This window comes from uncultured Aquabacterium sp. (assembly GCF_913773725.1).
Taxonomy (GTDB): domain Bacteria; phylum Pseudomonadota; class Gammaproteobacteria; order Burkholderiales; family Burkholderiaceae_C; genus Aquabacterium.
Window position 1 is genome coordinate 1 of record NZ_CAJYGK010000132.1, and the last position, 22,760, is coordinate 22,760.

Annotated in this window: 22 protein-coding genes; 13 read left to right on the plus strand and 9 right to left on the minus strand. The window is 65.4% G+C overall.

The features are described from left to right. The 12 genes from QZ709_RS15605 to trxC all read left to right on the plus strand — a co-directional run. A partial coding sequence (locus QZ709_RS15605; protein WP_294638312.1) for a site-2 protease family protein occupies nt 1-210 on the plus strand: 210 nt, incomplete at its 5' end. A 10-nt stretch (nt 211-220) separates the two neighbouring features. After that, entirely contained in the window at nt 221-2,524 is a 2,304-nt protein-coding gene (gene bamA, locus QZ709_RS15610) for an outer membrane protein assembly factor BamA (RefSeq protein WP_294638314.1), read from the plus strand. Between the two features lie 2 nt (nt 2,525-2,526). Then, nucleotides 2,527-3,036, plus strand: coding sequence for an OmpH family outer membrane protein (locus QZ709_RS15615; protein WP_294638315.1), 510 nt, complete (start codon nt 2,527-2,529; stop codon nt 3,034-3,036). A 29-nt stretch (nt 3,037-3,065) separates the two neighbouring features. Continuing rightward, on the plus strand, nt 3,066-4,118 hold the full coding sequence (gene lpxD / locus QZ709_RS15620) for a UDP-3-O-(3-hydroxymyristoyl)glucosamine N-acyltransferase (protein ID WP_294638333.1): 1,053 nt from the start codon (nt 3,066-3,068) through the stop codon (nt 4,116-4,118). Beyond that, nucleotides 4,115-4,555 (plus strand): 3-hydroxyacyl-ACP dehydratase FabZ, encoded by a 441-nt coding sequence (fabZ, locus tag QZ709_RS15625; protein WP_294638334.1) that lies wholly within the window; start codon nt 4,115-4,117, stop codon nt 4,553-4,555. Before lpxD ends, fabZ begins: the two co-directional genes overlap by 4 nt. Nucleotides 4,556-4,559: 4 nt before the next feature. Continuing rightward, nucleotides 4,560-5,348 carry an acyl-ACP--UDP-N-acetylglucosamine O-acyltransferase gene (gene lpxA, locus QZ709_RS15630; protein ID WP_294638316.1) on the plus strand — a complete coding sequence of 263 codons (789 nt, stop codon included), beginning with the start codon at nt 4,560-4,562 and terminating at the stop codon, nt 5,346-5,348. Nucleotides 5,349-5,373: 25 nt separating this feature from the next. Further along, nucleotides 5,374-6,513: a lipid-A-disaccharide synthase gene (gene lpxB, locus QZ709_RS15635; protein ID WP_294638317.1), complete on the plus strand. Its 1,140-nt coding sequence runs from the start codon at nt 5,374-5,376 to the stop codon at nt 6,511-6,513. Next, a complete protein-coding gene (gene rnhB, locus QZ709_RS15640) occupies nt 6,482-7,207 on the plus strand; it encodes a ribonuclease HII (protein WP_294638318.1) in 726 nt (241 codons plus the stop codon). The genes lpxB and rnhB overlap by 32 nt, the downstream gene beginning before the upstream one ends. Nucleotides 7,208-7,256: 49 nt before the next feature. Next, nucleotides 7,257-8,066: an RNA methyltransferase gene (locus QZ709_RS15645; RefSeq protein ID WP_294638319.1), complete on the plus strand. Its 810-nt coding sequence runs from the start codon at nt 7,257-7,259 to the stop codon at nt 8,064-8,066. A gap of 102 nt (nt 8,067-8,168) precedes the next feature. Then, entirely contained in the window at nt 8,169-8,333 is a 165-nt protein-coding gene (locus QZ709_RS15650; protein ID WP_294638320.1) for a hemin uptake protein HemP, read from the plus strand. A 113-nt stretch (nt 8,334-8,446) separates the two neighbouring features. Continuing rightward, nucleotides 8,447-9,145 carry a Bax inhibitor-1 family protein gene (locus tag QZ709_RS15655; RefSeq protein WP_294638321.1) on the plus strand — a complete coding sequence of 233 codons (699 nt, stop codon included), beginning with the start codon at nt 8,447-8,449 and terminating at the stop codon, nt 9,143-9,145. Between the two features lie 114 nt (nt 9,146-9,259). Further along, the gene (trxC, locus tag QZ709_RS15660; RefSeq protein ID WP_294638322.1) at nt 9,260-9,703 is read left to right on the plus strand and encodes a thioredoxin TrxC; all 444 of its coding nucleotides are present in this window, start codon (nt 9,260-9,262) and stop codon (nt 9,701-9,703) included. Nucleotides 9,704-9,716: 13 nt separating this feature from the next. Here the strand turns inward: trxC and dnaB are convergent, their stop codons facing one another. From dnaB to ppsA, 7 genes are all read right to left on the minus strand, one after another. Continuing rightward, nucleotides 9,717-11,144 carry a replicative DNA helicase gene (dnaB, locus tag QZ709_RS15665; protein WP_294638323.1) on the minus strand — a complete coding sequence of 476 codons (1,428 nt, stop codon included), beginning with the start codon at nt 11,142-11,144 and terminating at the stop codon, nt 9,717-9,719. A gap of 242 nt (nt 11,145-11,386) precedes the next feature. Beyond that, entirely contained in the window at nt 11,387-11,839 is a 453-nt protein-coding gene (rplI, locus tag QZ709_RS15670; protein ID WP_294638324.1) for a 50S ribosomal protein L9, read from the minus strand. A gap of 12 nt (nt 11,840-11,851) precedes the next feature. After that, on the minus strand, nt 11,852-12,145 hold the full coding sequence (gene rpsR / locus QZ709_RS15675; RefSeq protein ID WP_058086160.1) for a 30S ribosomal protein S18: 294 nt from the start codon (nt 12,143-12,145) through the stop codon (nt 11,852-11,854). Between the two features lie 28 nt (nt 12,146-12,173). Beyond that, on the minus strand, nt 12,174-12,464 hold the full coding sequence (gene priB / locus QZ709_RS15680; RefSeq protein ID WP_294638326.1) for a primosomal replication protein N: 291 nt from the start codon (nt 12,462-12,464) through the stop codon (nt 12,174-12,176). Between the two features lie 65 nt (nt 12,465-12,529). Beyond that, nucleotides 12,530-12,895: a 30S ribosomal protein S6 gene (rpsF, locus tag QZ709_RS15685; RefSeq protein ID WP_294638327.1), complete on the minus strand. Its 366-nt coding sequence runs from the start codon at nt 12,893-12,895 to the stop codon at nt 12,530-12,532. Nucleotides 12,896-13,032: 137 nt separating this feature from the next. Next, nucleotides 13,033-14,238, minus strand: a complete 1,206-nt coding sequence (locus QZ709_RS15690; protein ID WP_294638328.1) for an HPP family protein — start codon at nt 14,236-14,238, stop codon at nt 13,033-13,035. A 55-nt stretch (nt 14,239-14,293) separates the two neighbouring features. Continuing rightward, on the minus strand, nt 14,294-16,702 hold the full coding sequence (gene ppsA / locus QZ709_RS15695) for a phosphoenolpyruvate synthase (protein ID WP_294638329.1): 2,409 nt from the start codon (nt 16,700-16,702) through the stop codon (nt 14,294-14,296). A gap of 217 nt (nt 16,703-16,919) precedes the next feature. On the opposite strand from ppsA, the gene QZ709_RS15700 reads away from it, so the two are divergent. Then, nucleotides 16,920-17,738, plus strand: coding sequence for a pyruvate, water dikinase regulatory protein (locus QZ709_RS15700; protein ID WP_294638330.1), 819 nt, complete (start codon nt 16,920-16,922; stop codon nt 17,736-17,738). Here the strand turns inward: QZ709_RS15700 and QZ709_RS15705 are convergent. Both QZ709_RS15705 and gcvP read right to left on the minus strand, forming a co-directional pair. Further along, nucleotides 17,732-20,497, minus strand: a complete 2,766-nt coding sequence (locus QZ709_RS15705) for an ATP-binding protein (protein ID WP_294638331.1) — start codon at nt 20,495-20,497, stop codon at nt 17,732-17,734. The genes QZ709_RS15700 and QZ709_RS15705 overlap by 7 nt on opposite strands. 157 nt (nt 20,498-20,654) lie before the next feature. Continuing rightward, nucleotides 20,655-22,760 (minus strand): aminomethyl-transferring glycine dehydrogenase (gcvP, locus tag QZ709_RS15710; protein ID WP_294638332.1); only part of this gene is annotated, 2,106 nt, incomplete at its 5' end.

Sequence of the window (22,760 nt, forward strand, 5' to 3'; positions counted from 1 at the left end):
GTGAGCGTGAGCCTGGGCGTGCTGAACCTGTTGCCGCTGCCCGTCCTCGATGGCGGACACCTCATGTATTATCTTTTTGAAGGCGTCACGGGGCGTCCGGTCTCCGACGTGTGGCTGGACCGCCTCCAACGTGGTGGCATGGCCATCATGCTGGCGATGATGTCGCTGGCCCTGTACAACGACCTGGCTCGCCTGTTCGGCGCGCACTGAGTTTCACTGCATGCACATCCCTTCCATGACGTCTGCTCGGCTGAAGCCGACCCTGCTGGCTGCGCTGCTGGCTTCTTCGCTCTTCCAGTCTGCCTGGGCCGTCGAGCCCTTCGTGCTCAAGGACATCCGTGTCGAGGGGCTGCAGCGGGCCGACGCGGGCACCGTCTTCGCGTCCTTGCCTTTCCGGGTCGGCGACACCTACACCGACGACAAAGGGGCGACCGGCCTGCGGGCGCTGTTTGCCACCGGCCTGTTCAAGGATGTTCGCATCCAGATCGATGGCAACGTCGTTGTGGTTGTGGTTGAGGAGCGCCCCGTCATTTCCCGGGTCGAGTTTGTCGGCACCAAGGAATTCGACAAGAACAACCTGGTGAAGGCGCTGAAAGACATCGGAATCGGCGAGGGGCAGCCCTTTGACCGCGCCCTGGCTGACCGCGCCGAGCAGGAGCTCAAGCGGCAATACCTCTCGCGCAGCCTCTATGGCGTGGAAGTGGTCACCACCATCACGCCAGCCGAGCGCAATCGCGTGAACGTGACCTTTACCGTCACCGAGGGTGAGGTCACCAAGATCAAGTCGATCCGCATCACCGGCAACAAGGCTTTCAGCGAGAGCACCCTGCTGGCCCAGATGGACCTGACCACCGGCGGCTGGCTTACCTGGTACACCAAGTCCGACCAGTACGCGCGGGCCAAGCTCAATGCCGACCTGGAGACCATCAAGTCCTACTATCTGAACCGTGGCTACCTGGAGTTCCGCATCGAGTCCACGCAAGTGGCGATTTCGCCGGACAAGCAGGACATCTCGATCACGGTCAACGTCGTCGAAGGCCCGCGCTACGTGGTGACGGGTGTCCGCCTGGAGGGGGATTACCTCGGCAAGGAAGAGGCATTCCGCAATCTGGTGACGATCCAGCCGGGTGAGGCCTATCGCGCAGAGGATGTGGCTTCCACCACCAAGGCCTTCACGGACAGGTTCGCTGCCTTTGGCTATGCGTTCGCACGTGTCGATTTCCGCCCCGAGCTCGACCGGGAGAAGGGCCAGGTGGTCGCCGTCATGGTGGCCCAACCGCAACGCCGTGTCTATGTTCGACGCATCAACGTGGCGGGCAACTCGCGAACCCGGGACGAGGTCATTCGCCGCGAGTTCCGGCAGTTCGAATCTGCCTGGTACGACGGCCAGAAGATCAAGCTCTCCCGTGACCGCGTCGACCGTCTGGGCTACTTCAAGAATGTGAGCATCGACACCGCCGAGGTGCCGGGTACGGCCGATCAGGTGGATCTGACCATCACCGTGGAAGAAAAGCCGACCGGCAACCTGATGCTGGGGGCGGGCTTCTCGAGTACCGAGAAGTTCACTGTCACGGCCTCGATCCGGCAGGACAACGTGTTCGGCTCGGGCAACTACCTGGGGCTGGACATCAACACCAGCCGGTTCAACCGGACGATCATCGTGAGCGCCACCGATCCGTACTTCACGGACAACGGCATCTCGCGCACCTATGAACTGGTGCACCGGACCTCGCGCCCCTATCGGACGACCACCGGGGATTACAAGATCGTCACGCAATCGGGAACGATCCGTTTCGGGGTGCCGTTCACCGAGTTCGACACGGTGTTCTTCGGCGCCGGTATCGAGCAGAACAAGATCGAGGGCACGACTGGTCTGCCGGTGCGCTACACCCTGGCGCGGGAGCAGTTCGGTTCGCCTGCAACGTCTTACCCGCTGAGTGTCGGTTGGGCACGGGACTCCCGCGACAGCGTGATCGCGCCGACCCGCGGCCGGTACCAGCGCCTGAACGTCGATTTCAGTGTGGCCGGTTCGACCGAGTACGCGCGCGGCAGCTACCAGGCGCAGCAATACATTCCCATTTCCAAGGCCTACACCATCGGTCTGAACGGCGAGTTCTCCTACGGCAAGGGATTGGGAGGCAAGCCTTACCCCGTGTTCAAGAACTACTATGGTGGCGGCCTCGGTACCGTGCGGGGCTTCGAAGTCAGCTCACTGGGGCCGGTCGACATCGAGGGTTCCTATCTCGGCGGCAACAAGCGCCTGAACCTCAACGCCGAGTTCTACGTGCCATTCCCCGGCGCTGGCAACGACCGCACATTGCGCCTCTTCGGCTACACCGACGTGGGCAACGTCTGGGGCGAAGATCAGTCCATCCGCGCACAGGACCTGCGGGCCTCGGTGGGCGTGGGCATCAGCTGGATTTCGCCAGTGGGGCCCCTGAAGCTGAGCTATGCCAAGCCGGTTCGCTACTTCGATCAAGATAAAATCCAGCGTCTTCAGTTCCAGATCGGCACCGCATTCTGACCATGACCTCGTACTTCAAGACCCTGGTGGCGGCAGCCCTTCTGACGGGCGCCCTGGCTGTGCAGGCGCAGGAGCTCAAGATCGGGTTCGTCAACCTCGATCGGGTTCTGCGTGATGCGGCGCCCGCCAAGGCGGCCCAGGCCAAGCTGGAGTCGGAATTCGGCCGTCGCGAGAAGGATCTGGTCGATGGTGAGGCCCGGCTGAAATCAGCTTCTGACCGGTTCGAGAAAGACGCACCCACGCTGGGCGAGAGCGAGCGTGCGCGCCGCCAGCGGGACCTGATCGAGCAGGATCGGGATCTGCAGCGCAAGCGCCGTGAGTTCCAGGAGGACCTGAATCAACGCAAGAACGAAGAGCTGTCTTCGGTTCTGGATCGGGCAAACCGTGTGGTCCGACAGATCTTCGATCAGGAGAAGTACGACCTCATCGTGCAGGAAGCCGTGTTTGCCAGTGCTCGTGTGGACATCACCGACAAGGTCATCCGGGCCTTGAACGGCGGGTCGAGCAAGTGAGCGAGCCCCGGACCCATGCACCCACGCCCATAGCCGACAGCCCGTCCTCAGCGTGGTCTGTCAGTCTTGGCGAGCTGGTGACCGCGCTGGGAGGCGAACTCCATGGCCCCGCCGAACTGGTCATCAGCCAGATCAGCCCGCTGGAGGCTGCCCGTCCTGACAGCATCGCGTTCATTGCCAGTCCGAAGTACAAGGCACAGCTGGCCACCACAGGCGCTGGCTGCGTCATCGTCAGCCCGGCCCTGCAGGATGAGGCGGCAGCACGCGGCGCTGTCATCGTCACCCCCGATCCCTATCTGTACTTTGCGCGCCTGACCCAGTGGTGGGCGCAGCGCGTGCGTCCCCAGCCGGAGCGGGGCATCCACCCCACGGCGGTGGTCGACGCCACTGCGGTGATCGGCGCGGGCGTGTCCATCGGCCCGCTGGCCGTGGTGGAAGCCGGCGCGATCCTGGAAGACGATGTCGTCATCGGCCCGCATTGCGTGGTCGGTGCGCGGGCGCGCCTGGGCGCCGGCACGCGGTTGGCCGCGCATGTCACCATCGGTTTCGACTGTGTGGTGGGTGCACGCTGCATCTTTCACAGTGGCGTGGTCATCGGTGCCGATGGCTTCGGCTTCGCGCCGAACCAGGGCCGCTGGGAGAAGATCGAGCAGCTGGGCGCCGTCCGCATCGGCGATGATGTGGAGCTGGGTGCCAACACCTGCATCGACCGCGGGGCGCTGGACGACACCGTGATCGGCAATGGCGTCAAGCTCGACAACCTCGTGCAGATTGCCCACAACGTCCACATCGGCGATCACTCGGCCATGGCCGGCTGTGTCGGCGTGGCCGGCAGCGCCCGCATCGGCAAGCACTGCACGGTGGGCGGCGCCGGCATGATCCTGGGCCACCTCACGCTCGCCGACCACGTTCACGTGTCGTCGGGCACCCTCATTTCCCGCTCGGTGCTCAAACCGGGCCTCTACAGCGGTGCATTCCCGTTCGACGAGAACGCGAACTGGGAGAAGAACGCAGCGACCCTGCGTCAGCTCCACGCCCTGCGTGACCGCATTCGTACCCTTGAAAAGCAAGTGAAAAGCTGATGGACATCCACAAGATCCTTCAAAAGCTCCCCCATCGTTACCCGTTTCTGATGGTGGACCGCGTTCTGGAAGTTGAAAAGAACGTGCGCATCCGCGCGCTGAAGAACGTCACCATCAACGAGCCGTTTTTCCAGGGTCACTTCCCCAACCGTCCGGTGATGCCGGGCGTGATGATGCTCGAGGCCCTGGCCCAGGCCGCCGCGCTGCTGGCATTCGAAACCCAGGGCAGTGGCGTCGACGACAACTCGGTGTACTACTTCGTCGGCATCGACGGCGCGCGTTTCAAGCGTCCGGTCGAACCGGGTGACCAGCTCTTCCTCGATGTGGCCATGGACCGCAACAAGGGCGGCATCTACAAGTTCAAGGCGCGCGCGCTGGTGGGCGAAGAGCTGGCTGTCGAAGCCGACCTGATGTGCACCGTGCGCAAGGTGTCCTGAGCCCATGGCGAGCATCCATCCGACCGCCCTGGTCGATCCGAAGGCCGAGCTGGCCGACTCGGTGACGGTGGGGGCGCACACGCTGATCGGCCCGAACGTGCGCATCGGCGAAGGCACCAGCGTGGGGCCCCACTGCGTGATCGAGGGCCACACCACGATCGGTCGTGACAACCGCATCTACCAGTTTGCCTCGCTGGGCGCCGATCCTCAGGACAAAAAGTACAAGGGCGAGCCCACGCAGCTGATCATCGGTGACCGCAACACCATCCGCGAGTTCACCACGTTCAACACGGGCACGGTCCAGGACAAGGGGCTGACTCAGATCGGCCACGACAACTGGGTCATGGCCTACGTGCACGTGGCACACGACTGCGTCATTGGCGACCACAACGTGATCGCCAATGCGGTGCAGTTTGCCGGCCATGTGCTGGTGGGCAACCACACGCTGATCGGCGGCATGAGCGGCATCCACCAGTTCGTGCGCATCGGCGACTTCGCCATGCTGGGCTTCCAGACCCGGCTGTCGCAAGACCTGCCGCCGTTCACGGTGGCCGCCGGCAACCCGGCCGAAGTGCAGAACGTGCACCAGGAAGGGCCTCGTCGCAAGGGCTATTCCGCGGAGCGCCTCAGCATGCTCAAGCAGGTGCACAAGGTGCTGTTCCGCCGTGGCCTGACGCTCGAAGCCGCCAAGGCCGAGATTGCTGCGCTGCGCGGCCAGCAACCCGACGCCGATGCCGACATCGACAACATGCTGACCTTCCTGGCCTCGGCCAGCCGGGGCATCGTGCGTTGATGCACGGGTGGCCAGGGGAGGGCGCATGACCCGCATTGCCATGGTGGCCGGAGAGGCGTCCAGCGACCTGCTGGGCTCTTTGCTGCTGGGCGGCATGCAGCGCCGCTGGCCCGATCTGCAAGCGGCCGGCATTGGCGGCCCCCGCTTGACCGAGCTGGGGTTCGATGCCTGGTGGCCGAGCGATAAGCTGGCCGTACACGGATTCAACCTGGAACTGCTGCGCCGATTCCGCGAGATCTGGAACATCCGAGAAGCGCTGGGAACGCGGTTGCTGGCCGATCGGCCCGACGTGTTCATCGGGGTGGATGCGCCCGACTTCAACCTCGGGCTCGAGGCTCGGCTCAAGGCATCAGGCGTCAAGACGGTGCACTTTGTCAGTCCGTCGATCTGGGCCTGGCGGGGCGGGCGCATCAACAAGATTCACCGCTCGGTGGACCACATGCTGTGCCTGTTCCCGTTCGAGCCGGCGCTTTACCACGCCAAGGGCATCGGGGCGAGCTTTGTCGGCCATCCCTTGGCCGACACCATCCCGCTGACCCCGCCGCGTGCCGAGGCCCGGGCGAAGCTCGGCATCGGCGCAGACACGCCGTTGGTGGCTGTGCTGCCTGGCAGCCGTCGCGGCGAGATCCGCTACATCGCGCCCACTTTCCTGGCCACTGTGGCTGTGCTGGCGCGTCAGCGGCCCGACCTGCGTTTCGTGCTGCCCATGGCGCCAGGGCTGCGCGGCATGATCGAACCATTGGTGCGCGAGCACTGTCCCGACGCGCCGCTGACGCTGCTGGACGGTCAGTCGCATGACGCGCTGGCCGCCTGCGACGTGACGCTGATCGCCTCGGGCACGGCCACGCTGGAGGCGGCGTTGTTCAAGCGCCCGATGGTGATTGCCTACCGTGTCAGTACCCTCAGCTGGCACATCATGCGGCACATGGGCTACCTGCCATGGGTGGGCCTGCCCAACATCCTGGCGCGCGAGTTCCTGGTGCCCGAGCGGCTACAGGATGCCGCTGAGCCCGTGCAACTGGCTCGCGATGTGACGGATTGGCTGGACCAGCCCGGTCGCGCCGATGCGGTGCAGCAGCGCTTTGTCGAACTCCACCATACCCTGCGCCGCGACACGGCCCGGGCTGCCACCGATGCCATCGCCGAGATCATTGAAGCGCGCTGACCAGCAGGGTGAGGCCCAGCTGGATCTGCTGCTGACAGAGCCGGTGGCAGGCTTGCTTGCCGGTGTCGACGAAGCGGGGCGAGGGCCCCTGGCCGGACCCGTTGTCGCCGCGGCCGTGATTCTGGATGACCTTCAACCGATCGCTGGTCTGAACGACTCCAAGAAGCTTACCGCACGCGCGCGTGAGCGCTTGTTCGACGAGATCCGCGCCAAGGCGCTGTGCTGTTGCATCGCCGAGGCCAGCGTCGAGGAGATCGACCGTCTCAACATCCTCCATGCCACCATGCTGGCGATGAAGCGGGCCGTCGAAGGCCTGCGGCTCAAGCCTTCGCTGGTGCAGGTCGATGGCAACCGCGTGCCGCCGCATCTGCACGTGCCGGCGCAGGCGATCGTCAAGGGAGATGCGAAGGTTCAGGCGATTTCCGCGGCCTCGATCCTGGCCAAGGTACACCGAGACCGACTGTGCGAGGCGCTGCACGCAAGCTACCCTCACCACGGTTTTGATGCGCATAAAGGGTACCCCACGCCTGTTCATCTGGCCGCCCTGGGCCGCCATGGCGTGACGCCCGCGCACCGCCGCAGCTTTGCGCCCGTGCGGCTTGCGCTGGCCGAGGGGCGAGTGGCCCCGGTGCCAGCCGAAGCCCTTGCCCTCGACCTGGCGCCTTGTCATGCCAGCGGCCCGGTGGCCGCCTGACGCGCGCCTGACCTCTGCCACCTGTATGAGCCCTGCCGATCGCGCCACCATGCGTCCACCTCAAGCCGTCACCTCGCGCGATAACCCCTTGATTCAGCGCCTGCGCAAGTTGGCGCAGGACCCGACGGCTTACCGCAAGCTGGGTGACATCTGGTTGGAGGGCGACCACCTGTGTGCGGCGGCCGTGCAGCGCCAGGTGGAGATCGATACGGCGGTGGTTGCCGACACGGCATGGCTGGGCGAGCACGGCAGCGCGGCAGGGCAAGACGAGCAGGCCCGGCGCCTGACGAACCTGGCCACGGTGGCCCAGCGGGTGGTCGTCGTGCCCGAGGCGCTGTGGCGACAGTTCACCGGACTGGAGTCGCCCGCGCGCATCGGGTTCATTCTCGGGCGACCCCACACGCCGGCCTTGCTTGCCGGCGTGCCCACCGTGGTTCTGGACCGCCTGCAGGACGCCGGCAACGTGGGCAGCATCCTGCGCAGTGCCTCGGCGCTGGGCGTGCGGCAGGTGGTGGCGATCAAGGGCACCGCCGCACTGTGGTCTCCCAAGGTCCTGCGGGCTGGAATGGGGGCCCACTTCGGCCTGCATCTGGTCGAGCAGGTGGCTCCGGAAGACCTGGGGGCCTTGGAGATCCCTCTGGTGGCCACGAGTTCGCATGCGGATCACCTGCTGCCCGAGGCACCGTTGCCCGAGCCTTGTGCATGGGTGCTGGGGCACGAAGGGCAGGGTGTGGATGCGTCGCTGATGAAGCAGTGCGCCATGACGGTGTCGATTCCCCAACCGGGGGGCGAGGAATCGTTGAACGTGGCGGTCGCTGGGGCCATTTGCCTGTACGAGTCACTGAGGCGCCGAACGTGATGTGACCTGTCACGCTTGTATTGCGAATTGTTCGCATTTACAATGTGGCGCATGGAACCGTCTTTCACGCCAGCGCCCCCTCACCGCGGATTGCCCAGTGGCATGGGAGAGGACCAGGGCGGCCAGCCCGGAACGCCGCCAGACGCCCCCGTGATCCTGCACAGTGACCATCTCTTTCAGGGCGGGAGGGTGCTCCATATCCTGCATGAAGGCGCGGTGTACCAGTTGCGACTGACGAAACTCGGCAAATTGATCCTCACGAAGTGATCAGCCACGGTGTCATCGGGGTCTCGTGCCCCGGGGAACTGGGAGGGCAGCGACGCCAGCCTCTACAATGCAACATAAAACGGCCTGTTCAGGCTGTGTGGATTGGAGGAAACATGGATCGTTCGCTCAAGCCCATCGATGTTGTTTACGGTGGCGACTCGATCGGCGCTCAGCGCCAGCGCGTGCTGCGCAACACCTATGCTTTGCTGGCGCTCTCGATGGTACCAACCGTGCTGGGCGCCTGGCTCGGCGTGGCCATGGGGTTCAGCTTCTTCGCTGGCAGCCCCCTGATGGCTTTCGGCGTCTTCATGGCAGTCTCATTCGGCTTTTTCTTCGGCATCGAGAAGTTCAAACACTCGGGTGTCGGGGTGCTCTTGCTCTTGGGTTTTACCTTCTTCATGGGGCTGATGCTGTCGCGGCTGATCGGCGCCGTGCTGGGCCTGTCGAACGGGGCGCAACTCATCGGCCTCGCATTCGGGGGCACCGCTGTGGTGTTCGGAGCCATGGCCACGCTGGCGTCGTCCATCAAGCGCGACCTGTCCGGCATGGGCAAGTGGCTGTTTGTCGGCATGCTGGTCACGCTGGTTGCCGCTGTGGCGAACATCTGGCTGCAGATGCCGGCGCTTATGCTGGCGGTGTCCACGCTCATGATCGGTGTGTTCTCCGCTTTCATCCTGTATGACCTGAAGCGGGTGATGGATGGTGGCGAGACCAACTACGTCACCGCCACACTGGCCATCTACCTGGATCTGTACAACGTGTTTTCGGCCTTGCTGCATCTGTTGGGTGTGCTGGGCGGCAACGACGATTGATCCAGCCAGGCGCTGGTTTGCACACACAGGGCTGCGCGCCGCCGGGCGTTGCAGCCCTTCTTGTTTTCTGGCCTCACGTCACCATCTGCGTTCCCGATGTCAGGAGAACGTCCCGTGAACGCCACCTCTACGCTGGAACTCGTGTGCCCGCACTGCCTGGCCATCAACCGCGTGCCGGCTGAACGCTTGCATGAGGATCCGCAGTGCGGACGATGCCGGAAGCCGGTGTTGCCGCTTGCGCCAGTCGCGCTGACGGACGCCAGCTTCGATCGCATGATCACCCGGGATCCGTTGCCGATTCTGGTGGACTTCTGGGCCGCGTGGTGTGGCCCGTGCCGCATGTTTGCGCCGGTCTTCGAGCAGGCCGCGGCGCGGTACGCTGGCCAGCTGCGCTTTGCGAAGGTCGACACCGAGGCCGCCCAGGGCGTGGCAGCGCGGAATCAGATCCGCAGCATCCCGACACTCATCCTGTTCCGTGGAGGGCACGAGGTCGATCGGGTCTCGGGTGCCCTTCCGGCCACGCAATTGCAGGCCTGGCTGGCGCGCCACGGCCTGTGAGGCCCGATCAGGATCAGTATTCGTCGCCGCCGACGTAGGTGCCGGGTGCCAGGTTCTCGAACCGGGTGTTGGCTTTCAGGAAGGCCAGATGCACGCTGCCCACGGGGCCGTTACGCTGCTTGCCGATGATGATCTCGGCCATGCCCTGCAACTTGGACTCGCGGTTGTAGTACTCGTCGCGGTAGATGAACATGATGACGTCGGCATCCTGTTCAATGGCGCCGGATTCCCGCAGGTCGGACATCATGGGGCGCTTGTCTGGCCGCGTTTCGACCGAACGGTTCAACTGCGACAGCGCGATCACGGGGCATTGCAGCTCTTTGGCCAGGGCCTTGAGCCCCCGCGAGATTTCGCCGATCACGGTGGCGCGGTTTTCCTCGTTGCCGCCCGAGCCGCTCATCAGCTGCAGGTAGTCGATGATGATGAGGCCCAGCGTGCCGCCGAACTGACGTGCCAGACGGCGTGCCCGGGCCCGCAGTTCGTTGGGTGACAGGCCAGGTGTTTCGTCGATGAAGACGTTGGCGGTGCGCAGCTTCTCGACGGTCTCGCTCAGTCGGCTCCATTCGTCGTCGGTCAGCCGGCCGGTGCGCAGGTTCTGCTGGTTGATGCGCCCGATGGAGCCCACCATCCGCAGTGCGAGCTGCGAGGCGCCCATTTCCATCGAGAAGACAGCCACCGGCAGGCCTTCGTTGACGGCCACGTTTTCGCCGATGTTCAGCGCAAAGGCCGTCTTGCCCATCGAAGGGCGGGCGGCCAGGATGATGAGGTCCCCCTTCTGCAGGCCGGCTGTCATCTTGTCCATCTCGATGAAGCCCGTGCGCACGCCGGTGACGTCTTCCGAACCGTTGTCGGCCAGTTCGGTCACCCGGTCGAGCAGGTCGACCACCAGACCGTCCATCGAGTGAAAGCCTTGTTTGCTCTTGTTGCCTTCCTCGCCGATCTTCATGATCTTGGCTTCGGCTTCATCGAGGATGTCCGACACCGAGCGCCCGCTCGGGTTGAAGGCGTTGGTGGCAATCTCGTCGCTGACGGTGACAAGTTTGCGCAGCACCGCTCGCTCGCGGACGATCTCGGCATAGCGCCGCATGTTCGCGGCGCTGGGAACCGATTGCGCCAGAGCGTTCAGGTAGGCCAGGCCCCCCACGTCGGCCCCTTTGCCCGACATCTGCAACTGCTCGTAGACCGTGATCACATCGGCTGGCTTGGATGCGTTCACCAATTGCTGGATGGCGGTGAAGATCAGCTGGTGCTCGTGCCGATAGAAGTCGCTTTCGCTGAGCAGGTCGGAGGCGCGGTCCCATGCGCTGTTGTCCAGCAGCAGGCCACCCAGCACGCTTTGCTCGGCCTCGATGGAGTGCGGCGGAACCCGCAGCTTGGCGATCTCGTCGCTCGGAATGCGGGTGTCGTTCGACGCGTCGGAGGAGGGGAACACAGCGGCCATGACGCAATGATAAGGGGGGAGCTTTCAGGCGTCGCGCCTGCAGGCGCAACGGCGGTGCACGGCCGGCTTCCCGCTGTGGACAAGGCTGTGGGCAAGCCTGTGTACGGGCTGGGGGTTGCCTGAGGATGAGCTGTGCAGGACAGGGGAAAAGTGGGTGTCCACAATGAACAAAGCCGGCATGAGCCGGCTTTGTGTGCTTCACAGCCCGGGCTGAACCCGGCTGTGATCTCCGCGTGCAGCGATCAGACGGTTTCGCCGACCACAGCGACGGTCACGTCCACCACCACATCGGTGTGCAGGGCGACCGAGACCGGGTGCTCGCCCACGGTCTTCAGCGGGCCGTTCGGCAGACGGATCTGCTGCTTGGCCACGTCGAAACCGGCAGCCTTCAGGCCGTCGGCGATGTCGTGGTTGGTGACGGAGCCGAACAGGCGGCCATCCACGCCGGCCTTCTGGCTGACGCTGATGGTCTTGCCGTTCAGCTTCTCACCGACGCTCTGGGCGGCAGCCAGCTTCTCAGCCTGGGCCTTTTCCAGTTCAGCGCGGCGGGCTTCGAATTCGGCCACGGCCTTTTCGGTGGCGCGGCGAGCCTGGCCGGTCGGGATCAGGAAGTTGCGGGCGTAGCCGTCCTTGACCTTGACCACATCACCCAGGTTGCCCAGGTTGGCGACTTTTTCGAGGAGGATGATTTGCATGACAGGGACTCCTTAGACGCGGTGCTGATCGCTGTAGGGCAGCAGGGCCAGGAAGCGAGCGCGCTTGATGGCGGTGGTCAGCTGACGCTGGTAGATCGCGCGCGTGCCGGTCAGGCGAGCGGGGATGATCTTGCCGTTTTCAGCGATGAAGTCGCGCAGGGTGTCAACGTCCTTGTAGTCGATCTGTTCGACGCCAGCGACGGTGAAGCGGCAGAAGCGCTTGCGGCGGAACAGCAGGGATTGCGTGTTGCGCTTGCCCTTGCGGTCTTTGGAGAACTTGCCGTTCTTGGAGCGGGGAGCAGCCATGATGACCTCTCAGTATCCGAATGGATGTTTAAACGATGTCGTTGAGTTCGGTGATGTGAAGCAGCACACCTCGTCCGTTGCGCGGAGCCCCGAGGAAGCCGGTGATGCCGATGGGCATGCCGGTGTCCTGCCGGTTCAGGCGGTTGGCGATGTCGCCAAGCGCCAGGGCCCTGAGCTCCAGCTTCACCTTGCGGGTCTGCTGGGCTTCCGTTACCTCGGATTCGTGTTCAAGCACGAGATCAAGGGCAGGAAGGCCGGCGGGGGTGTATCTCAGCGCCTTGCGCTCGACGATCTTGGCGGACAGCAGGACTTGATTCATGTCGTGCCGTGTGCGCGCGGACGCCGGTCGCGGGGACGTGGTGCCTGGATGCCTTGCGGCATCAATCAGGCAGCGGCTTGCTCCTGAGCGGCCTTGCGGGCCTCTTCACGCTCAACTTGCTTCATCATCACGGAAGGAGCGGTCTCGGCCTTGTCCTTCTGCACGGTCAGGTGACGCAGCACGGCGTCGTTGAACTTGAAGCCGGTTTCGAGCTCAGCCAGGACTTCCTTGCTGGTTTCGATGTTCAGGCACAGGTAGTGAGCCTTGGCCAGCTTGTTGATCTGGTAAGCCAATTGACGGCGGCCCCAGTCTTCAACGCGGTGCACCTGGCCACCGTTGGAGGTGATCAGGGTCTTGTAGCGCTCCAGCATGGCCGGAACCTGTTCGCTTTGATCCGGGTGGATCAGCACGACGATTTCGTAGTGACGCATGGAAACTCCTTGTGGATTCCAGTTGATGGAAGCCGTCGCGAAGCGTCAAACCCGCTGACGGCAAGGGCTGCGTGCTCCGCGCCTTGAAAACGCAGGAACACCCAACATTCGGGAAAGCCTGCGAGTCTAGCACGGGTTCAACCCTGGCGCCAGCCGTCGTGCACCGCGCGGGACCACGCCCGCAGAAAATCGGACTGCGTCAGGATGCCAACGAGCTTGCGGTCCTCGCTCACGATGGGAATGTGGTGGTGCCCGCCCTCGGTGAACAGGGGCAGCAGGTCGATGAGGGCGCGGTCGGCGCTGGCCACGCGCACCTGCCGCGCCATGATCTGGCCGACGACCTCGGCCTTGTCGGAATCGGTTCCTGGCGTCGGTCGCAGCAGGGCTCGCAGGCGCTCGGCCATGGCACGAACCTCGTTGCCGGTTCTCTGTGCCCCGTCCTGGGCATGACGCATGAAGTCGGCGCGGGTGACGATGCCCACGAGATGCTGGTAGCGGTCGACCACGGGCAAGGCCTTGATGTCGTGCTGGGCGAGGAGGTTCCATGCCTCTTGCAAGGGGGTGCCGAACTGCACGGTGATGGGGGGCGCCGACATGATGTTGCTGCAACGTAGCGCGCTCAGGCGCTCGCGGTAGGCCAGGCGTTCGGTCTCGTGCAGCAGGGCCTCCAGATCGTCTCGACTGACGTCAAGCACCTGGTTGTAGCGCCGCAGCACCTCGCTCAGCGCATCGGGTTCGGCCGGGCCGGTGCCGAGGTCGCGTCGGCCAGAGCCGGGGGCGCCCTGCGGATGCGGATAGGGGCGACCGGTCAGGCTGTTGTACACCGCCCCGGCGCATACCAGCAGCAACGTGTTGGTGAAGACGGGAAAGATCGGAAAGGTCCAGTGGGTGGTGTGCGTGAGCACGGCCGTGAGTGCCACGGCGCCGCCGGGTGGATGCAGACACCGCAGCGCCAGCATGCACGCCATCGCCAGGCACACCGCCAACGGCCCGGCCCATTGCACGTCGATCCCACTGAAGGCCAGACCGAGCCCGATCAGCGACGAGAGGGTGTTGCCGCCGAGTGCAGCCCAGGGTTGCGCCATCGGGCCAGCCGGGACGGCAAACACCAGCACGGCGGAAGCGCCCAGTGGGGCCATGAGCCACAGGTTGGCAGGCCCGGCCGGGCCCAGCGCGTGGCACACCACAGCCGTGATCAGCAGACCGATGCCGGCGCCGAAGGCGGCGCGCAGGCGCTCCTTGCGGCTGGGCAGCGTGGATGCCGGCCACAGAAGGGCGCGCGCGCGGTGTACCCAGCCCGGAGCAGCATGGGCGTGATGGGATGGCGGGAGAGAGGCAGTCATCGGGCCATGAAAAAAGGGGCCGAAGCCCCTTTCACGTACTGTGTCTCGACCGGGATCAGGACCGGGCAGCGAGGCGCTGCCACGTCTCGACCACTGTGTCGGGGTTGAGGGAGATCGACACAATGCCTTCTGCGGCCAGCCATTCGGCGAAATCCGGATGGTCGCTGGGGCCTTGTCCGCAGATGCCGACGTACTTGCCGGTGGCGCGGCAGGCCGCAATGGCACGCGAGATCATCGCCTTGACGGCCGGGTCACGCTCGTCGAAATCGGCAGCCAGCAGCTCGAGGCCGGAGTCGCGGTCCAGGCCCAGGGTCAACTGGGTCAGGTCGTTCGAGCCGATCGACATGCCGTCGAAGTACTCGAGGAACTGCTCGGCCAGGATGGCGTTCGAGGGCACTTCGCACATCATGATGACGCGCAGGCCGTCGGTGCCACCCTTGGCGGCGCGCACCAGACCGTGGTCGGCCAGCATGTTGGTCACGCGCTCGGCCTGCTTCAGGGTGCGCACGAAGGGCACCATGATTTCGACGTTGGTCAGGCCCATGTCGTTGCGCACGCGCTTGAGCGCCTCGCATTCCATGGCGAAGGCTTCGCCGAACTCGTGCGAGATGTAGCGCGAGGCGCCACGGAAGCCCAGCATCGGGTTTTCTTCTTCCGGCTCGTAGCGCGAACCGCCGATCAGCTTCTTGTACTCGTTGGACTTGAAGTCCGACAGGCGCACGATGACGGGCTTGGGCCAGAAGGCGGCGGCAATGGTGGCCACGCCTTCAGCCAGCTTGTCGACGTAGAAGGCGCGAGGCGACGCGTGGCCGCGGGCCACCGATTCGACAGCCTTCTTCAGGTCATTGTCGACGTTCGGATAGTCGAGGATGGCCTTGGGGTGGACGCCGATGTTGTTGTTGATGATGAACTCGAGGCGGGCCAGGCCCACGCCGTTGTTCGGCATCTGCGCGAAGTCGAAGGCCAGCTGCGGGTTGCCCACGTTCATCATGACCTTCAGGCCGATGTGGGGCATCTCGCCGCGGGTCACTTCGGTGACTTCGGTTTCCAGCAGACCTTCGTAGATGTAGCCGGTGTCGCCTTCCGAGCAGGCCACGGTGACCAGGGTGCCGTCCTTGAGGCGCTCGGTGGCGTTGCCGCAGCCGACCACAGCGGGGATGCCCAGTTCACGCGCGATGATGGCGGCGTGGCAGGTGCGGCCACCGCGGTTGGTGACGATGGCGCTGGCGCGTTTCATCACCGGCTCCCAGTTGGGGTCGGTCATGTCGGTGACCAGCACGTCGCCGGGCTGCACGCGGTCCATCTCGGTGATGGAGTGCACCAGTCGCACGGGGCCGGTGCCGATTTTCTGGCCGATGGCGCGGCCTTCGGCCAGGATGGTGCCGGTGCCCTTGAGCTTGTAGCGCTGCTCGGCCTTGCCTTGCTGCTGGCTCTTCACGGTCTCCGGGCGGGCTTGCAGGATGTAGAGCTTGCCGTCGGTGCCGTCCTTGCCCCATTCGATGTCCATCGGGCGGCCATAGTGCTGCTCGATGATCAGGGCGTAGCGGGCCAGTTCGGTGACGTCTTCGTTGCTCAGCGAGTAGCGGTTGCGGGCCTCGACCGTGGTGTCGACGGTCTTAACCAGCTTGCCAGTGGCGGCCTTTTCCTCGGGCGTGCTGAACTCCATCTTGATCAGCTTGGAGCCCAGGTTGCGGCGGATGACGGCCTGCTTGCCGGCCTTCAGTGCGGGCTTGTGGACGTAGAACTCGTCGGGGTTGACGGCGCCCTGCACCACGGTTTCACCCAGGCCGTAGCTGGAGGTGATGAAGACGACGTCGGAGAAGCCGGATTCGGTGTCGATGGTGAACATCACGCCGGCGGCGCCGAGGTCGGAGCGCACCATGCGCTGCACGCCGGCCGACAGGGCTACCACGTCGTGGGCAAAGCCCTTGTGCACGCGGTAGGAGATGGCGCGGTCGTTGTACAGCGAGGCGAAGACTTCCTTCATCTTGTGCAGGATGTCTTCGATGCCGACCACGTTCAGGAAGGTTTCCTGCTGGCCGGCGAACGAGGCGTCGGGCAGGTCTTCGGCGGTGGCCGACGAGCGCACGGCGAACGAGGCCTGGAGGTTGTCACCAGCGAGCACCACGAAGGCGTCGCGGATGGCCTTTTCCAGGTCGGCGGGGAAGGGCTGGGCTTCGACCCAGCCGCGGATTTCGGCACCGGCGGCGGCCAGGGCACGCACGTCTTCGGTGTCGAGGGTGGCCAGGCGCTGGCTGATGCGGTCGGCCAGGCCGTCGTGCTTCAGGAACTCGCGGAATGCGTGGGCGGTGGTCGCGAAGCCGGTGGGCACGCGCACGCCGTCAGGCAGCTGCGAGATCATTTCGCCAAGGCTGGCGTTCTTGCCGCCGACGACTTCCACGTCGGACATGCGAAGTTGTTCGAAAGGCACGACCAGGGCGGTCGGCTCGAATCGTTGGGTCATGACAAAGCTCCGGATGGTGAAAAAATGGGTCGGGCACCGCCGGAGTGAGCCTGTTTTGACGGCCTGCATTGTGTGCAAGCCGTTGGTTCTTATGGGCTTTGACCGGTGTGGTGCACCAGATGGAGGCGATTGTAGGGGTGTCCCCGTGTCCTGCGGATGCAGAATGTGGGTTTTTGGGCCCTTTGACCGTGGGGCGCTTCCCACGGTCCGTTCTGCCATGAGCGATCGCAGCGTTTTCTTCGTGTCCGACGGCACCGGCATCACCGCCGAGACCATGGGCAACTCCATCCTGGCGCAGTTCGCCATCAAGCCCCGGCACATCCGCCGTCCGTTCATCGACACGGTGGACAAGGCCCATCAGGTGGTGCGCGAGATCAATTCCGCCTGCGTTCGGGAGGGCAAGCGCGCCATCGTCTTCACGACGCTCGCCAACGACGAGGTGCTGGACATCCTCAAGGGCTGTCAGGGCAAGGTCTTCGACGTGATCAAGACCTTTGTGGAGCCCCTGGAGCACGAGTTCAACATGAAGTCGAACCACCGCGTGGGCCGCTTCAGCGACGCGAGCCAGGACCGGGAGTACAACGACCGCATCGATGCGATCAACTTCGCCCTGGAGCACGATGACGGTCAGTCGTCTCGCAACCTGGAAGAGGCGGATGTGGTGCTGGTCGGCGTGAGCCGTTGTGGCAAGACGCCGACTTCGCTGTATCTGGCCATGCAGCACGGCATCAAGGCGGCCAACGTGCCACTGATCCCGGAGGACTTCGACCGTGGCTTTCTGCCGAGCATGCTCAAGCCGTACAAGAAGAAGTGCTTCGGCCTGACGATCGACCCGGAGCGGCTGAGCCAGATCCGCAATGAGCGGCGGCCCGGCAGCCGTTATGCCGATCTGCAGAACTGCCGCATCGAGGTGCAGGCGGCGGAATCGATGATGCGGCGCGAGGGCATTTCCTGGCTCTCCTCTACACACAAGTCGATCGAGGAGATCGCTACCACCATCCTCAGGGACCTGCGTCCCGATCGCCTGATCTACTGACGCTGGGCGCGGTGGACCGCATCGGCCGCCGAGGCGTCGTCGCCCAGGCGATGCAATCCGGTCATCAGGCTCTGGAGTGAGGTGGCCACCTCCTGTACGGACTCCCAGGTGAGGGCCGAGCCTGCCCTCGCATGCGTGAGGCCGGTGATGGCCTGCGCGGTGAGCATGGGCGCATGCAGGTTGAGGGCGGTGCCCTTGACGTTGTGGAGCACGCGCCCGGCCGCTTCCAGATCCTGCGCGCTCAACGCGTCCTGAAGTTGCCTGGCGAGTTCTGGCAGCGTGTGCTCCAGCGCAGTGACCAGCCTGGTCCGCAGCGCGGGCTGGTGTGCGTAGTGTGTCCAGAACGCTTCGGCGTTGACGTCGCCGGGCAGGGTGGACGGACCGGGCGGACCGCGATCCGGCGCGGCGGCGTTGGGAGCCGGACCGTCCGCATCGGGCGCCTTCGGGGGCCTGCGACTGTGACGGAGAATGGCCTCCACCAAGGGGGTGAGCAGGTAAGGCTTGGTCACGTAGTCGACCATGCCCGCCTGGAACGCCCGCTCCCGGGCAGCCTGGAAGGCGTGGGCGGTGAGGCCGATCACCGGCAGACCAGGGGCCAGATGGGCCAGGGCCTGTGTGGTCTCGTAGCCGTCCATGTGGGGCATCTGGATGTCGCACAGAACGAGGTCGAAATGACCGTCACCCCGCGCGCGAACCCGGTCCAGTGCCTGTAGACCGTCACAGGCGAAGTCGACCTCGGCGCCTTCCTGCTGCAGCATCTGTTCGAGCACCACTCGGTTCACCGGGTTGTCTTCCGCGGCCAGGATGCGCAGGCCAGCGAGACGCCGAGCGTCGTCGCCGACCGAGCCAGAGGGACCGGCCTGCTCGACTGCGTACAGCAACCGCAACGGGCTTTGTGGTTCGGACACGGTGATGACCGGGACTTCCTCGGCGCGCGCGCTGCCGTGAGGCGGCCCCACCAGAATGAGCCGGCAACCGCTGCGCGTGAGCGCCAGGAGGGCCGGCGTCGGAAGTGAACCCACCTCCTGCTGATGCATCAGCAGGATGCGGGGCGCCCTGGCGGGGGACGGGAGGGTGTTCAGCATCTGCATCCGAGGCTCGCGTGCCTGCAGGAGGTGGGTCAGTCTCTGCATCGCGATGCGCTCGCTTCGCAACGCCGCCACCTGGCGCAAGGGATGCCAGTCAACGGCGGCGGTCTCGTGAAGGGGCAGGGACAGGGTGAAGGTGCTGCCCTGGCCCAGTTCGGAGGCGAGGGTGATGCTGCCGCCCATCATGCCCGCAAGACGCTGGCTGATGGCGAGCCCCAGGCCGGTGCCGTCAGCGCGGCGGGCTTCGTCGACGTGCAGTTGCTCGAACGGCTTGAACAGGCGGTGACGAGCCTCTGGGGGGATGCCGATGCCGGTGTCGCGCACGGTGATGTGCAAGGTGTCCTGCGTGACGTCCAGGTCGAGGTGCACCATGCCGTGGTCAGTGAACTTGATGGCGTTGGTGACCAGGTTGAGCAGGATCTGGGCGCAGCGCGTGAAGTCGCCGCGGAAGCGCCGAGGGACGTCGTCCGCGTCGCTGACGAGGAGGGACAGGCCTTTGGTTTCCGCCTGCGGCGCGCACATGGTGAGGACATGGTCGAGCAGCATCGCCAGGTCGACCTCGCCCTCCTGGATCGTGAGCGTTCCCGCCTCGATGCGCGAGTAGTCGAGGACATCGTTGATGAGGGCGAGGAGGTGTCGGCCTGTGGCCAGGATCTGTCCGAAGGTGTGGCGGGTTTCATCCGGCCGGGATTGACGGCATCCCAGTTGAGCCAGCCCGAAGACGGCGTTCAGCGGGGTGCGGAGCTCATGGCTGATGTTGGCCAGGAAGGTGCTCTTCGCCTGGTTGGCCTCTTCTGCGGCCTGCCGCGCCGCCCGAACGGCACTGATGTCGAACACGAGGACAAGAAAACCCTGCACCACGCCGTCACGCCAGTCGGGCACGTAGTGCGCCTGCCCGTATCGCAGTTCCCCGCTGGGGGTACGGATGTCCCGCTCGAAGCACTGGGGCTCACCCCGCAGGGCGGCTTCCATGTAAGGCAGGTTCTTGGCAAACAGGTCTTCGCCCAGGAGTTCGCGGATGTGGGTGCCGCAAAGGGCCTCCGGGCTCTTGCCGAACCAGGCCTGATAGGCGCGGTTGGCGAAGCGGTTGCGGTAGTCGCGGTCCCAGTAGCCGACCATGCCCGGGATGCCATCAAGGATGTGCTGCAGTCGGTGCTGGTGGTCGGACAGGGCTGCCGTGCGCTCGGCCACGCGCTGCTCGAGCGTCGCATTCAGTGTCTGCAGCGTGAGTTCGGCTTCGCGTCGCGCGGTGATGTCGAGCACCACGCCGGTGTACAGCGGATCGGCCGGATGACTGGCCGGGTAACCGCGGGACATCAACCAGCGGACGGGGCCCCGGTCGGGGTGCGTGCGCCACTGCACCTCAAAGGGGGCTCGGCGATGGGCTGCTTGCCTGACAGTCTGGCTGACGGTTTGCTGGTCTTCCGGATGGACACTCGTCAACCAGCTGTCGAAACAGGCAGGGTGAAGGGTCGGATCCAGTCCGTAGAGCCGCCAGACGGCTTCCGACCAGACGTTCTGGTGCGAGACGGTGTCCCACTGCCAGATGCCCGTGTCGGTGTGATCCAGTGCCAGCAGCAGGCCCTCATGGTTCAGCCCGGCCGCGCGGCTGGACGGGTCCTCGGGGCTCCCGGGGCGTCCTGGATGCGCAGGCTGAGCGGCACCGTGCATGAAGGCCTTTCCAGGCGCAACGCTGCGCGTGCGCGAGTGCGAGGCTCAGGCGATAAGAGGCGCCGTCGAGCCTCTGACCGACGCCGTTGACGCCTCACTCTCGCCGGCCCGCAGGCCAAAGGCAACCGAAAACCCGGGTCCTGGCTCGGGCTTTTCGTCAGGCGTAATCGCCGACCGGCACGCAGGAGCAGAACAGGTTGCGGTCGCCGTAGACGTTGTCCACACGGCCCACCGGCGACCAGTACTTCTGCAGGCGCAGGCTGCTGACCGGGTACGCGGCGGTTTCGCGGCTGTAGGGGCGGGCCCACTCGCCTTGCAGCAGGCTGGCGGCCGTGTGCGGGGCGTTCTTCAGCGGGTTGTCGTCCTGCGGCCACTGGCCTTGCTCGACCTGGCGGATCTCTTCGCGGATGGCAATCATGGCGTCGCAGAAGCGATCCAGTTCGGCCTGCGATTCGCTTTCGGTCGGCTCGACCATCAGCGTGCCAGCGACCGGGAAGCTCAGCGTCGGAGCATGGAAGCCGTAGTCGATCAGGCGCTTGGCCACGTCTTCTGCGCTGACGCCGCTGGTGTCCTTCAGTGGGCGCAGGTCGAGGATGCACTCGTGCGCCACGCCGCCACCCTTCACCTCGGCCTTGCCGCTGCTGAAGTGGATGTCGTAGTGGTCGGCCAGGCGGGCGGCCACGTAGTTGGCGTTCAGGATGGCCACTTCGGTGGCCGCCTTCAGGCCGTCTGCGCCCATCATGCGGATGTACATCCAGCTGATCGGCAGCACGGCGGCGTTGCCCAGCGGCGCGGCCGAGACGGCGCCCACCTGCACGTCGGTGCCCAGGCCGGCCGAGCGGTGTGCCGGCAGGTAGGGCACGAGGTCTTCGACCACGCAGACGGGGCCGACGCCGGGGCCGCCACCGCCGTGCGGGATGCAGAAGGTCTTGTGCAGGTTCAGGTGGCTGACGTCGCCGCCGAACTCGCCCGGACCGGCCAGGCCGACCAGGGCGTTCATGTTGGCGCCGTCCACGTACACGCGGCCGCCGTGCTGGTGCACGAGCTTGCACAGCTCGGTCACGCGGGTTTCGAACACGCCGTAGGTGGAGGGGTAGGTGATCATCACGGCGGCCAGGTTGGCGCTGTGCTGTTCGCACTTGGCCTTCAGGTCGTCGAGGTTGACGTTGCCGTCGGCGTCGCACTTCACAACGACCACCTTCATGCCGACCATCTGGGCGCTGGCCGGGTTGGTGCCGTGGGCGCTTTCGGGGATCAGGCAGATGTCGCGGTGGCCCTCACCGCGGGCGTCGTGGTAGGCCTTGATGACCAGCAAACCGGCGTACTCGCCCTGCGAGCCGGCGTTGGGCTGCAGGCTGATGCCCGCGTAGCCGGTGGCCTGCGACAGCCAGGCGCACAGTTGCTGGTCGAGCAGTTCGTAGCCCTTGAGCTGGTGGCGCGGGGCGAACGGGTGGATGTGCGCGAACTCCGGCCAGGTGATGGGAATCATCTCGCTGGTGGCGTTGAGCTTCATGGTGCACGAGCCCAGCGGGATCATGGTGCGGTCCAGCGCCAGGTCCTTGTCGGACAGGGCGCGGATGTAGCGCAGCATCTCGGTTTCGCTGTGGTGCGTGTTGAACACCGGGTGCGTCATGAAGTCGCTGGAGCGGCGCAGGGCTTCGGGCAGGCGCAGCGTCAGGCCCTGGGCCAGCGTGTCGATGGCCGGCACGGCCTGGCCGTTGGCGAACAGCGCCAGCAGGTCGCTCAGGTCCTGGCGGGTGGTGGTTTCGTCCAGCGTGATGCCCACGGTGTCGGCGCTGGCTGCACGCAGGTTGATGCCCTGGGCCTCGGCCGCGGACAGGATGGCGTCGCGGTCGGCGGCCCGCACCTGCACGGTATCGAAGCCGGTGTCATGGATCAGCTGGCGGCCCAGTTGCTGCAGGCCCTTGGCCAGGATGGCGGTGTAGCCGGCCACGCGCAGCGCGATGCGCTTGAGGCCTTCGGGGCCGTGGTAGACCGCGTACATGCTGGCCACGACGGCCGGCAGCACCTGCGCGGTGCAGATGTTGGAGGTGGCCTTTTCGCGGCGGATGTGCTGTTCGCGGGTCTGCAGGGCCAGGCGGTAGGCGGTGTTGCCATGGCTGTCCACGCTCACGCCGACCAGGCGACCGGGCAGGGAGCGCTTGAACTCGTCCTTTGTGGCCAGGTAGGCGGCGTGCGGGCCGCCGTTGCCCATGGGCATGCCGAAGCGCTGGGTGGTGCCGCAGGCGATGTCGGCACCCAG